This is a genomic window from Colwellia sp. KS18-150, from assembly GCF_057551365.1.
Genome location: NZ_BAAJMC010000007.1, coordinates 132,730 through 145,396, shown reverse-complemented (window position 1 = coordinate 145,396; position 12,667 = coordinate 132,730). Strand labels below are relative to the sequence as shown.

General features: G+C 36.2%; 13 protein-coding genes. 7 read left to right on the top strand and 6 right to left on the bottom strand.

Annotated features, from left to right (window positions below):
- Positions 1–27: 27 nt before the first annotated feature.
- From AC27IF_RS11365 to AC27IF_RS11355, 3 genes are all read right to left on the bottom strand, one after another.
- Positions 28–579 carry a hypothetical protein gene (locus AC27IF_RS11365; protein ID WP_487054441.1) on the bottom strand — a complete coding sequence of 184 codons (552 nt, stop codon included), beginning with the start codon at positions 577–579 and terminating at the stop codon, positions 28–30.
- A gap of 284 nt (positions 580–863) precedes the next feature.
- Entirely contained in the window at positions 864–1,511 is a 648-nt protein-coding gene (locus AC27IF_RS11360; RefSeq protein WP_487054440.1) for a GNAT family N-acetyltransferase, read from the bottom strand.
- 183 nt (positions 1,512–1,694) lie between these two features.
- Positions 1,695–2,078, bottom strand: coding sequence for a DUF3192 domain-containing protein (locus AC27IF_RS11355; protein ID WP_487054439.1), 384 nt, complete (start codon positions 2,076–2,078; stop codon positions 1,695–1,697).
- A 203-nt stretch (positions 2,079–2,281) separates the two neighbouring features.
- Between AC27IF_RS11355 and AC27IF_RS11350 the strand changes: the two genes are divergently transcribed.
- Positions 2,282–2,605, top strand: a complete 324-nt coding sequence (locus AC27IF_RS11350) for a hypothetical protein (protein ID WP_487054438.1) — start codon at positions 2,282–2,284, stop codon at positions 2,603–2,605.
- Positions 2,606–2,620: 15 nt separating this feature from the next.
- Here AC27IF_RS11350 and syd read toward each other — a convergent pair whose 3' ends face one another.
- Positions 2,621–3,199 carry a SecY-interacting protein gene (gene syd, locus AC27IF_RS11345; RefSeq protein ID WP_487054437.1) on the bottom strand — a complete coding sequence of 193 codons (579 nt, stop codon included), beginning with the start codon at positions 3,197–3,199 and terminating at the stop codon, positions 2,621–2,623.
- A 57-nt stretch (positions 3,200–3,256) separates the two neighbouring features.
- On the opposite strand from syd, the gene queF reads away from it, so the two are divergent.
- Positions 3,257–4,120, top strand: a complete 864-nt coding sequence (gene queF / locus AC27IF_RS11340; protein ID WP_487054436.1) for an NADPH-dependent 7-cyano-7-deazaguanine reductase QueF — start codon at positions 3,257–3,259, stop codon at positions 4,118–4,120.
- Between the two features lie 18 nt (positions 4,121–4,138).
- Here the strand turns inward: queF and AC27IF_RS11335 are convergent, their stop codons facing one another.
- Positions 4,139–5,950 carry a M61 family metallopeptidase gene (locus tag AC27IF_RS11335; protein ID WP_487054479.1) on the bottom strand — a complete coding sequence of 604 codons (1,812 nt, stop codon included), beginning with the start codon at positions 5,948–5,950 and terminating at the stop codon, positions 4,139–4,141.
- 262 nt (positions 5,951–6,212) lie between these two features.
- Between AC27IF_RS11335 and AC27IF_RS11330 the strand changes: the two genes are divergently transcribed.
- The 5 genes from AC27IF_RS11330 to AC27IF_RS11310 all read left to right on the top strand — a co-directional run bounded on the left by AC27IF_RS11330 (position 6,213) and on the right by AC27IF_RS11310 (position 11,859).
- Entirely contained in the window at positions 6,213–7,826 is a 1,614-nt protein-coding gene (locus tag AC27IF_RS11330) for a GGDEF domain-containing protein (RefSeq protein WP_487054435.1), read from the top strand.
- 34 nt (positions 7,827–7,860) lie between these two features.
- Positions 7,861–9,207 carry a nucleotide 5'-monophosphate nucleosidase PpnN gene (gene ppnN / locus AC27IF_RS11325; protein WP_487054434.1) on the top strand — a complete coding sequence of 449 codons (1,347 nt, stop codon included), beginning with the start codon at positions 7,861–7,863 and terminating at the stop codon, positions 9,205–9,207.
- A gap of 3 nt (positions 9,208–9,210) precedes the next feature.
- Positions 9,211–10,083: a flap endonuclease Xni gene (gene xni / locus AC27IF_RS11320; RefSeq protein WP_487054433.1), complete on the top strand. Its 873-nt coding sequence runs from the start codon at positions 9,211–9,213 to the stop codon at positions 10,081–10,083.
- 77 nt (positions 10,084–10,160) lie between these two features.
- A complete protein-coding gene (locus AC27IF_RS11315) occupies positions 10,161–10,580 on the top strand; it encodes a DUF3192 domain-containing protein (protein ID WP_487054432.1) in 420 nt (139 codons plus the stop codon).
- 271 nt (positions 10,581–10,851) lie between these two features.
- The gene (locus AC27IF_RS11310; RefSeq protein ID WP_487054431.1) at positions 10,852–11,859 is read left to right on the top strand and encodes an isocitrate dehydrogenase; all 1,008 of its coding nucleotides are present in this window, start codon (positions 10,852–10,854) and stop codon (positions 11,857–11,859) included.
- Positions 11,860–11,939: 80 nt separating this feature from the next.
- Here AC27IF_RS11310 and AC27IF_RS11305 read toward each other — a convergent pair whose 3' ends face one another.
- On the bottom strand, positions 11,940–12,653 hold the full coding sequence (locus AC27IF_RS11305; protein WP_487054430.1) for a pseudouridine synthase: 714 nt from the start codon (positions 12,651–12,653) through the stop codon (positions 11,940–11,942).
- Positions 12,654–12,667 lie beyond the last annotated feature (14 nt).

Below are 12,667 nucleotides of genomic sequence, written 5' to 3'. Positions count from 1 at the left end.
AAGGAAATATTCAATTTTATAAATAACTTACTGTATTGCTTTTACTTTTTCAGCAATATATTCAAACGACTCTTTATGATCAGGGAATCGTGTTAAACCTTCTTCGACAAAAGCTGCTGACGTAGTTTTGTTATCCCATAATAAAAAAGCGAGTGAAGTAAACCAAGTTTGATCTTCTTTAGAGTCTAGTGGAATACGTTGATAGCTTGGATCTTCACTGGCTGCTTTAGCAATGACCATAATTTCTTTTTCAAACAGTTTTACTACTGCAGGATCATTGGCATCGGCAATAGCCTGATTAACCGATAAGCTTGCACACGACATAAGCAATGTAGATAACAGCACAGCAACAAGTACCCAACTGCGTGCATAGCGTAATAACATTTCTAAAAATATCGCTATGGTTACACCTATAGCAAGTACAGTTGCCGTGCCATAACTTTGGTTAGGTAATATACGGTCATAGATTTGCAGCATGGTAAAAGGCAATGCTAAGGAGAGTAAATTGATAAAAATTGAAGCAAGGGAGAGTTGAGTAAACGAGCGTGTATTATTAAGCAAGGTGAAAGCTTGGCTCATGAGTATTGTTTTCCTTAACTGCAAATAGTAGTTAAAAATGTAGCCTAAATATTCTCCACAGACAACGCAATAATTACAGGTTAGTTACAATAAATTTACGATTTAAATGACAGAAACTAAATTGATAACGTTGAAGTAAGTAATTGAATATTATTAGATTCTGTTAAGAAAAATAAATTAACTTAGGATTAGATTTAGAAAGGAATTTTTCGAGGTTCTATAGTAGCTATCAACATGAGAATAATCATAAGACTCTTGTTGATAGCACTGTAGCTGAAATGAGGTTAAGAGTCGGTATTTCGGTAGTAAACCATGAGTGCACCAGAAACTTTTCCAACATTGACGTCTTTAACATATTGATAATTAACTTCTTCAAAGAAACGTCTAAATTTCCCTGACGTTGCATAAACAGCAACCCCTTCGCTTTCACCATGCTCTTCTAGCACAGTATTAACGGCTGCCATTAAGTATTGTCCAAAACCATGGTGTTGATGCAAAGGATGAATAGCTATGAAGGAGAGCATATGAAATTTTTTCAATGGCACAGCTTCAATAACTTTATTCTCTTTCTCGATCATTTGCTTGGTACTAAAGTAGCCGGCACTGAGTAACATTTTAAGGCGCCAATGCCAGAACCTGTCGCTTGTCACACTCTCATCAGGGCTATTTAAACAAGCCACTCCCACCATTGATTCACCTAAATATAAACCAACCATAGGTTGCTTTGCTTGCCAAAAACTTGATAACTCTTCTCTGATCGAGGCTCTAAGTCTTTGCTCATATCCGTCTTTGTCACTATTAAAGATTTCAAGAAATACAGGATCGTCATGATATGCCTGAAACAGCAATGATGCCGCTAGCTTAAGCTCTTCAGCACTGAGGTAAGTAGCTCTTATATCAAGGTTACTATCTGTTGCAACTGCATCAGTCATTTAGCTCTCCAAATCGGTATAGGTCAATAAACAATCGCTTACCTTAGCAGCTTTTTAAAAAGTAGGTCAAACAGAAGTCGTTCGTAGAACGTCTAATTATATGTAGACTCATGTACAAAAAAGCTGACATAACGTGATGTTATGCCAGCTTTTGCAAAAATAGATATTTTTTGTTAAATGTTTTTACTTAGCGGCTATTTTTTTATATTCACCGCCGTTACCTGTTTGTACTAATTCGCCGTTTACAAACTCTAAATAAGTACATTCATCTTTGGTGGTTAAACCATCTTTATGTTTACGCTGAGTGCGGTAATATAAAACACGAACTTCCTGATTATTTACAGTATAAACTTCTGAAAAGTCTGCTACACCGAGTTTATCTTGCATATCTTTAATGCTTGAGCTTAATTGAATGCTATCCAGCTTCTTACGGTTTTTATAACTTCTGTCTTCTTGGCTTGAACCAAAGCCATGCTCAACACCATCATCATTAATCTTAACAACACAGCCTGATAATCCCATCGTTAACGGGGCAGCAATAATTAGTGCAAGGATTGTTTTTTTCATGTGTAACTCCATATCGATTTTTTTGAGTGCTTCTTTTAATTAGCAATTTTATTTCAATCTTATGTAGCAAAAAATAAACCAAAAGATAAAAAACATTTAACACTATGATTTTTAAGTAAAATAAAATACATCAAAATATTAACAGAAGACAAAGATAGTTATTTACACTAAAATATAGCTAGTTTTGCAAGGAGTTAATCAAAATGACAATTAATGATGAAATAGTAATCTTAGCTAATCAATTAGCAAATCAAGGCAAAAAACCAACCGTTGCGTTAATAAAGGCTAAATTAACGAATAGCGCTCCTTTACCAACAATTATTTCAACGCTAAAATCCTGGCAACACGATCCAAAGTTAATTGCTCTCCCCAAAGAAAAGAGTGCGGGCTCAGTTAAACATGAGAATACTAGTTCGGAAACTGAGAAGCTACACGAACGACTCAATGAAGAGCTTGCCCAAATGAAAGAGGAAATTAGCGAATTAAAACAGTTAATACACCAGTTAATAGCACAACAAAAAAAATAACTTTTCGTCTGATTATTAAACTACAGGGTTAAGTTGGCTAATAAATTCAGCAACTGAATTTGCTAATTTTTTATGAGGGTTGCACCCTACTCGTTCAACCCACACTTCTCCAGTATCGTTGACGATAGAAATGATGGTATCTTCTTCATCGGTAACGGCAAAGAAAATAGTTTCTCCTTGCTTTAATCTTTGTTTCATTAAGATATGACCAATAATGTTTTCTTGTAGACGTTGGAAGTCATCATAATTCCAAGCAAACAGTAAAGATAACTCTCCTTCTTCACACACTGCATTAAGGCTTTCACTATATAGCGTAGTAAAATAAGCTTTTATATCGTCGTGTAAAGTTAATGTTAGGGCTGATTCAACATTATCAAAGCTAAGCTTTTGCTCTTCAACAATTACAGGTTGCCAATGAACAATGCCATTCTTTAGCGTATTAGATTGTTCGCAGTCCGAGGGCCACTGTTCATCTTGCTCTATGCTCGGCAAGTGCCCATGCTTTTTTTGATGAACACTTATATATTGATTGATAAACGCTTTTAAGCTGTTTGAGACACTATTGTCTGCATTAAGAGAATTTGATGATGTCATCTAACACTAAGATCCTTTAAAATAACCACTGAAAATTTTATTTGGCAAAAGATAGTCATGGCAACATACCAAAACGCAAAAGCACTAAGTAAACTTACCCTTGGAAAAACTACCGAATATTGCAGTGAATATAACCCAGATTTACTCCAAGGTGTACCAAGAAGCTTAAATAGAGATGATTTAGCCCTTTCAAACGATAACTTACCTTTTATCGGTGAGGATGTTTGGTACGGTTATGAGTTATCTTGGTTAAATACAAAAGGTAAGCCTGTCGTCGCCGTTGCTGAATTTCGCTTTCCATGTACCAGTCCTAATATTGTTGAGTCTAAATCTTTCAAGCTGTATTTAAATAGCTTTAATCAAAGTAAGTTTGCTAGCAATGAAGTGGTGGCCAAACTGTTGATTAAAGATTTATCAGCTATCGCAGGTAGTGAAGCTAAGGTAACGCTTTTCAACGTTGATAACTGCCCTGCTTTAGCCATAAATGATGACACGTCAAATAATCATTGTATTGATAATGAAGAGGTAGAAATTGATAATTATCAATTCTCTGCGGAGTTATTAAATAAGGCACAATCCTCAGACTCTCAAGCAGAAGTACTCAACGAAAGATTAGTCAGTCATTTATTGAAATCTAATTGCTTAATCACTAATCAGCCCGATTGGGCAAGTGTCTATATTGACTACAAAGGTAAAACCATTAGTCACTCAGCTTTATTAAAATATTTAATTTCATTTCGTCAACACAATGAATTTCACGAACAATGTGTTGAACGAATTTTCTGTGACTTACAAAAGTATTGTCAATTAGAAGAGTTAACCGTATTTGCTCGATATACTCGCCGTGGGGGGTTAGATATAAACCCTTTTAGGAGCACACATATTAGTAATGCTCCTTTGACCAGAACGTTAAGGCAATAAAGTAAGTAATAAACTCAATTACTTACTTGGGAAGTTTATACCTGTCCATTGCTTGAAAAATGCTTTTTGTTTATCAGAGGCATTTTTCAATGGCACAACTTTCAACTTGTTTTTAGGTATTTCACCTAAGATTACCATGCGAGTTACCAGCTCATCACGACGGAAGAAAGTAACACTCATTCTGTCTTTAGGTTTAAGGTTTTTCAAGGTAACGGATAAATCTTTATCTTTCATACGTAGACCATCAACGGCAACAATCACATCTTCTAGCGTTAAACCTGCTTGCCAAGCTGGGCTGTTTTTCTCAACCGCGGTGATTTCTAAACCATTAGTAGCAGTTTTCGTTTTTATACCCGACCACGCTTGCTGCTTTATCTTATCATCGTCACCGTATGTCATTGTTAAACCAGCTTTAGCAAGTAACTTATCAAAATCAGGATCGGCATAACCATTGACGTTTTCTTGCCACCATTGGTTGTAGTCCTCATTAGTTACAGACTTTAAAATAGTCAGTAAATCAGCTTCATCAAAATCTTTGGGGATTTTATGGTTTTGATATAATAGGTTATGCACATCACGATAGCTCTTGTTAAGGTTGGTTTTTTCGATGATTGAAAAGTCTAATAACCAAGAAACTAAAAAACCTTCAGAATAGATGTTAACGCTATGATTATTATCGTAATCTCCACCTTGAGATGACCATTTATCGAAACTACTTTCAGCTACCGTTTGACTTTTTCTTCCTGGTTTATGCAAATACCCTGTGATACGTTTTGCTAAGTTATCTAGAAACTCTTTACTAGACATAAGCTCGCCACGTAATAATAAATGATCTTGCAAATAACTGGTTGATCCTTCACTTAACCATAATAACGTTGAATAATTTTCTTGCTGGTAATCATAAGGAACTAAGCCTTTAGGACGGTACTGCTTCACATTCCAGGTATGTACAAACTCATGAGCGGCCGTAGAAATAAAACGCAAGTAATCTTTTCTATCGGCAAACTTATAGCGAGATGTTTGTATAATGGTTGAATTTAAATGTTCAGTTGCCCCTCTTGCACCACTGGTGGCATGTACCATAAATACATAACGTTTAAATGGATAATCATCCCAAATATGCTTACTTTGTTGAACTAACACTTTCAGATCAGCTACTATTTGTTGGCTATCAAAATTACCTTTCCCCCAAATAACTAATTCATACTCTAGGCCATCAACAGTAAACTGGTGATGTTCATTAATTCCCGTCTCGATTGGTGAGTCCACTAGTACATCATAATTTTGAGCAATAAATTGATGGCTGTTTTCACCTACTGTTAAGCCAGAGACACTCCGCCAGGTTTCTGGCACAGTTAAATTAATCACATGTTTATCTGCTCGGGTAATATCGCTATACATCACAACGGCAGAAGCATCGAGAAAAGCATGGCTATCGTCAATATGTCGAGTACGTAAACCTAATTGATTAGCATAAACCTGATAGCTAATACTAATATGTTTACCTAGAGTATTATTCACTTGCCAGCTGTCTTTATCTACTTTGTGCCAATCTAGCTGATTACCTTTGCCATCAACGGCAGAAAACTCACGAATACCGTTGGCAAGGTTTAAGATTTCATATCGCCCTGTACGCCAAGTGGGTAATTTAAATACCGCCTGCTCTTTAGCATATTTTTCATAAGTGAGGGTTACTTTTGCATAATGGTGTTGTGGTTGCTCAATATCGATAGCCACAGAAACAGTGGGGGTTTGGGCATTTGCTAACACACTAAAAAAAAGAGCTGGTAGGATACTAAATATTGGCAAAATAAAACGCGCTATTTTCATCATTTTTAACTAAACTTCCTTTAGTAAAATTAAATTGGAACGGTATACACAAAAAACATTACATGACTAACTTGTATATACGTGAAAGTGTATACAGTGTACCTTGCACCTCTTAATTAAGTAAATCAAAAGCGAAATAATTATAGCTATTTTACAAAACTGACTAACAATATCCTTGATTATGTTGTAAATTATCATAGAAGGTTACTATGATAATAATAGTAGTATCAGATTAGATATTGGATAAGGATTTGCCTTTAATATGAATACAAAAACTGTTGCTGTTGATCAAATGAAAGCAATGAAAAGTAAACTTAATGCAGCAATAGAATCGAGAGCGTCGCTTGAAGAAGACTTTAATGCCCAATCAAGCTTACTTATCCAGTTTATTAATAAACTATCTCATGTTTCCAAAGGCTTAAACCTAGAGCTAGACAATCGTTTAGCTCAACTACGAGTGCTACTGACTAAATCTGCTCCAATTGCTGATATTGAAGAAAAAATTTCAGACATATCAAAACTATTACAACGTCACACCGTCACTAATGAACAAAATATATCCAAAGTTCACCAGCAATTTAATGATGCTGGCAAAAGCCTGCAAAAAATAAACGGCTTGCCTGATGATTTACGCCGAAAATTGCGAATACTTTTAAAAGATACTGAGTCGACTAAAGACAGCCTGACGCAATATATTCCGTTATTTTCTCAATTAATTGAGTTTTATGATTTTTCATTAAAATCAAAAGATGCTATTCCTAAAGGTGGCTTATTAGGCGCTATCACGTCACCTGCCAAAGCAAGCACTGGTATTCAAAATAATGCGAATAGCTCAGATGTAAATGCCGCATTGATTGAAAAGATTTCAACTTGTTTGAGTAAATTACAACTCTCGACCCAGCACACCAAAGAGCTACTAGCAATAAATAAAAAGCTTGTTACTGAAACATCTAATGATGATGTTTTGCAGCACTTTATTGAAATATTTGATGTTATTGTTGCCGACTTAAAAGATGAGCGCGATAGCGCTAAAGTATTTTTAACAACGTTAAGTGACACATTAACTACAGTACAAAGCGCGGTTAAAAAAACCTTATTAACATGTAAAAAATCACAAGATACCAACGACAAGATAAATAGTAAATTACAAGATCAATTGCTTGATATGACTAGCACGGTCAAACAAGCAATGTCTTTAGAACAAGTAAGAGTAGATATAAATGGTAAGCTACAAACTATTGCCACAACGCTAGAGCAAAAGTCTAAGTTTGAACAGCAAAGCCAAAGTAACCTTGCCGCACAATTAGAAGAAATGGCCAGTAAAGTAGAAAAACTAGAAATTCAAAGTCATGAGTTTGAAGAAAAACTTGCTGAACAACAAAGAAAAAGCATGCAAGATGCATTAACAAAGCTCAGTAACAGAGCGGCTTTTGATGATTACTTTACAAAAGCTATGGTGCGCTTTCACCATAACCCTTATGACTTCGCATTAGTGGTAGCAGACATTGATGATTTTAAAAGTATTAATGACACATACGGACACACTGCCGGCGATAAAACACTCCAAGTAATTGCTAACACCATTCAAAAGAATGTTGGTGATAATGTTTTTGTGGCTCGTTATGGCGGTGAAGAATTTGTACTCATATATTCAGGTGTTAAAAAAGAGCAATTAGTAAAAGAGTTAAATACATTAAACAAAAACATAGCACGATTACCTTTTAAATTTAAAAATAATAAGGTGAGCATTACCTTATCAATGGGGGTCACTCATATTAAACCCGATGATAATATTCATATTGCCTTTGAACGCTCTGATGAGGCCATGTACAAAGCTAAAGCACAAGGAAAGAATCAAGTTATATACCTACCCTAGACTCACTCAATAACCAACCTATAAGGAAGCAGTTATGCATACACAGCTTAACCCCGTTGGTACAATGAATATCCTCTCTCAAGCAGAGGTTGATCAACTTCAAAAATCATCAACTAGCGAGCTTTATAATTTATACCGAAATTGTTCACTCGCTGTTTTAAATGCCGGTAGCCATTCGGATGATGCAGAATTTATTTATCAGCAGCATGAAGATTTTAATATTCAAGTACTTCGCATAGAGCGCGGAGTAAAAATTGAACTTGAAAACCCGCCAGAGCATGCGTTTGTTGATGGCAAAATAATTAGAGGGATTAGAGAACACCTTTCAGCCGTATTACGTGATATTTTATTTATAAACAATCGCTACCAGAACATGCACTGTGTCCCTGATACGCTTACAGATTCAACATTTGGTATATTGCGAAATGCTAACGCCATTTTACCTGAAACTGAGCCACGCTTAGTTACCTGCTGGGGCGGACATTCTATTAAGCAAAATGAATATAAATACACCAAAGCCGTAGGGTATGAGCTTGGCTTACGTAATTTTAATATTTGTACTGGCTGTGGTCCCGGCGCTATGAAAGGCCCGATGAAGGGAGCGACTATTGGCCATGCAAAACAACGTCATAAATCAGGAAGATATATTGGCTTAACTGAGCCAAGTATCATTGCTGCCGAGCCTCCTAATGCGATTGTCAATGAACTAGTGATCATGCCTGACATTGAAAAACGATTAGAAGCATTTGTTCGTCTTTCTCATAGTCTGATTATTTTTCCTGGTGGTGCAGGTACTGCTGAAGAGTTATTGTATATTTTAGGCATATTACTCAATGAAAATAATCAAAGCCAGGTTTTACCAATCATTTTAACAGGCCCTAGTAGCGCTAGTGAATATTTTACTGAAATAGATGCCTTTATTGGAGCAACACTTGGCGAAAAAGCACAACAGCTCTATAAAATCATTATCGATGATGCAGAGCTTGTTGCAAAAGAAATAACAGCAGGTACCGCGAAAGTGTTAGCTAACCGAAAAAAAACAGGGGATGCTTATCACTTTAACTGGTCATTGGAGATAACTGATGATTTTCAAAAACCTTTTGAGCCAAATCATGAGAACATGTCTTCCCTTAACATAAGCCATGAGCTTTCTACGGCAGAATTAGCCGCAAACTTACGCAGAGTTTTTTCTGGTATAGTAGCGGGTAATGTTAAATCAAACGGCATCAAAGCCATAAGAGAACATGGCCCATTTCAAATTTCTGGTGATAAAAAAATAATGAAATTAATGGATAGGCTACTCGCCTCTTTTGTTAGCCAACAACGTATGAAGTTACCCGGCAGTGAATACGTTCCTTGCTATAAGGTAGTTGAGGAATAATTAGTGTCAGCTCATTTAGTGTTAATAGATGCTTTAAATTTAATTCGCCGAATATACGCCGTTCAAGAACGTCCATTTGTGCAAAATAAAATTCAAGCAGAGGATGAGCTGGCTGATAAAACTAAACAGCAGGTATTATTCAATACACAAAATGCCTGCGTAAAAGCATTGGAAAATATATTATCGCTCCAGCAACCTAGCCATATTCTCGCGGTATTTGATAGCCAATTACCTTGTTGGCGATATAAGTTATACCCTGACTACAAAAAAGGCCGCAAGAAAATGCCTGCACATTTAGCCAATGAATTAAGTACAATTCAAGATGCTTTTATGCAGCATGGTGTAGACTCATTAGTTTCTGAAGAAGATGAAGCAGACGATCTCATCGCCACTTTGGCAACCAAAATGGCGCTGCACAATAAAAACGTTACCATTATCTCGACGGACAAAGGCTTTCTTTCGCTATTAAGTGCCAATATTCGTGTTTATGACTATTTCAACCGTCGTTATCTGGATGAAGAACATATAAAAAATAAATTTGATGTAAAACCGTCACAACTTATTGATTTATGGACTCTGACAGGCGACAACACCAATAAAATCCCTGGTGTTGCTGGCATAGGACAAATCACTGCAGCCAGTTTATTAAATCAATACGGCTCCTTAAATGCGATAGTAAATAGTGATGAAATAAAACCAGCGATTAAGGTAAAACTAGAAGAAAGTGAAGAGCAAATATCATTATCTAGGAAATTACTGACTTTTAAGCAAGATATTCCGTTAGGTTTCAATTTAAAGGATATACGCTTAAAAGAGAGTTGTACTGAAGAATCAATTACAGCCTCATCACCTTGTGAAACCTATGAACAACAGTAACTAATACTTTAAACTTTACTCGTAACTCGTTATTATTCTTAGTGGTATAATTAGCACTTAATTTTTAGAGACATTCAATGAACAAAAAAGTTATTTCTCGTATCCTTCTTGCGCTTGCAGCTTATGGAGTTTTTGTCGTTTTAGTATTTGTTTTCTATGATGATAGTCCTGATAAAATGGCATGGGAAGATAGAGAGGCATACAACCGTCAATTTATTGCAAAATTACAACTTGAACAATTTACCTTTGAACAAGCCATTAATCAGCTTGGCAGCCCAGATATCACTGAAGCCAAAAAAGTGGCAAACGATAATTTTCAAGTTATGTTTTACCGAACTCAACACGTAAAATCCGATGGTATTACGACACAAGACGAATGTACTTTCTTATTATTTGTAAACGGTGTTCTTAAAGAAATTGGACTAGGCGATAATTACCCAAAAAACTGGGGCATCATCGATAGTCATCAAACAGGAAATAAAGCATCACCACTATAGACTAAAGTCACCTTGATGCAACTCACATTTCCACCTACTATTAAGTGATAAACTACAGTAAATAAAAGTTATCTGTAAAACTTTCAAACTCGCAAACATAGTTTGTACATGGTATAAAGCGCTCCATAAATCGACTAAGCAGACCACTTAGTATCGACTATGTTAGCGTTTGCGCTTTTGGCTGGATATTTTACTCACACTTACGCTGGCTTTACTCATTCAAACAAGCCAATTTTGGCAGGTTACCCTACATATATTACAAGGTATAAAAATGACTCAACAAACTATCACTGTGATCCCAGGCGACGGCATAGGCCCAAGCATTATCGATGCTGCCATAAAGGTATTAGACAAAGCAGGATGTAATTTTAATTATGAGTTTGCCGATGCTGGTTTAACAGCGCTAGAAAACCATGGTGAATTAGTTCCTCAAGAAACCATGGACTTAATAGAAAAAAACAAAATAACCTTAAAAGGCCCATTAACAACCCCAGTTGGTGAAGGTTTTACCTCTATTAATGTCACGTTAAGAAAGCAATTTAAATTATATGCAAACTTACGCCCGGTTCTTTCTTTTAAAGGCACTAAAGCTCGTTATGAGAATATCGATATTTTAACCGTACGTGAAAATACTCAAGGTATGTACTCTGGTGCAGGCCAAGTAACTTCAGAAGACGGTACACAAGCTGAAGCTATGAGTATCATTACTCGTGAAGGTGCTGAAAAGATATTAACTTTTGCTTATGAAACTGCTCGCAAAGAAGGTCGTAAAAAAGTGACTGCGGTACATAAAGCAAACATCTTAAAATCAACCTCAGGTTTATTCTTAAAAGTTGCTCGTGAAGTAGCTGAGCGTTACCCTGAGATTGAATCAACAGAAATGATTGTTGATAATTGCTGTATGCAATTAGTGATGAAGCCTGAGCAGTTTGACGTTATTGTAACGACCAACTTATTTGGTGATATTTTATCTGATCTTTGTGCTGGCCTAGTCGGCGGCTTAGGCATGGCTCCTGGTGCAAACATTGGTGAAGACTGTGCAATTTTTGAAGCTGTTCACGGTAGTGCACCTGATATTGCCGGTAAAAACTTAGCTAACCCTACTTCTGTTATTTTAGCTTCATTACAAATGCTTGAATATTTAGAAATGGCTGACAAAGCTGAGAAAATTAGAAATGCTTTAATTGACGTTATTGCCAGTGGCGATCGTACAACAGCCGATCTTGGTGGTACACACGGTACCACTGATTTCACTGAAGCTTTACTTGAAAGACTATAGTCATTAACTAAATCAATGGCAAGATGCGCTCAAAGTGCTTCTTGCCATTTTTATTTGAATAGTTAGCCTTAGTCGACTAGTTAGCTAAACAAGGCCACTTCTTGTGACGTTAATGGTCGCCAATCACCTGGCGGTAGATCTGCCAGTTTGATCTCACCAATTTGTTCTCTATGTAAACCTACAACTCTATTTCCCACGGCAGCAAACATACGCTTAACTTGGTGATACTTGCCTTCTGTAATCGTTAATAAGACTTCATTCTCAACATCAGTATCGGTAACTAATTCCAATATAGCAGGACGTGTTAATGATGATTCTCCTTGTAATTGAATACCTTGTTTAAAGTGTTCAATTAACTCATCAGCTTTACTATTATCTATCACGTCCCTTAACCATACTCGGTAAGTTTTTTTACAGTCCTTTTTAGGGGAAATAACATTATGTGACCAACGACCATCATCAGTTATTAATACTAATCCTGTAGTATCAGCATCAAGGCGACCTGCAATATGTAAATCAAACGCTTTATCAACTTCTAAAAAATGTAACACCGAAGGGTATACTTCATCCACATTTGAACAAATTGAATCAACAACCTTATGCAACATATAGTAACGAGAAGTTCTTGCCGTCAACTCATTACCATCTACAGTAATACTATTATTTTCATGTACTTGCATAGCAGGATCTTTAGCAACCTCACCATTGACACGAACTTCACCACCTTTAAGTAGCTTTTTAGCTTCATTTCGGGTGAGTTCAGTACTTTTGCAAATAAATTTATCGAGACGCATGGTAATTCCTACTA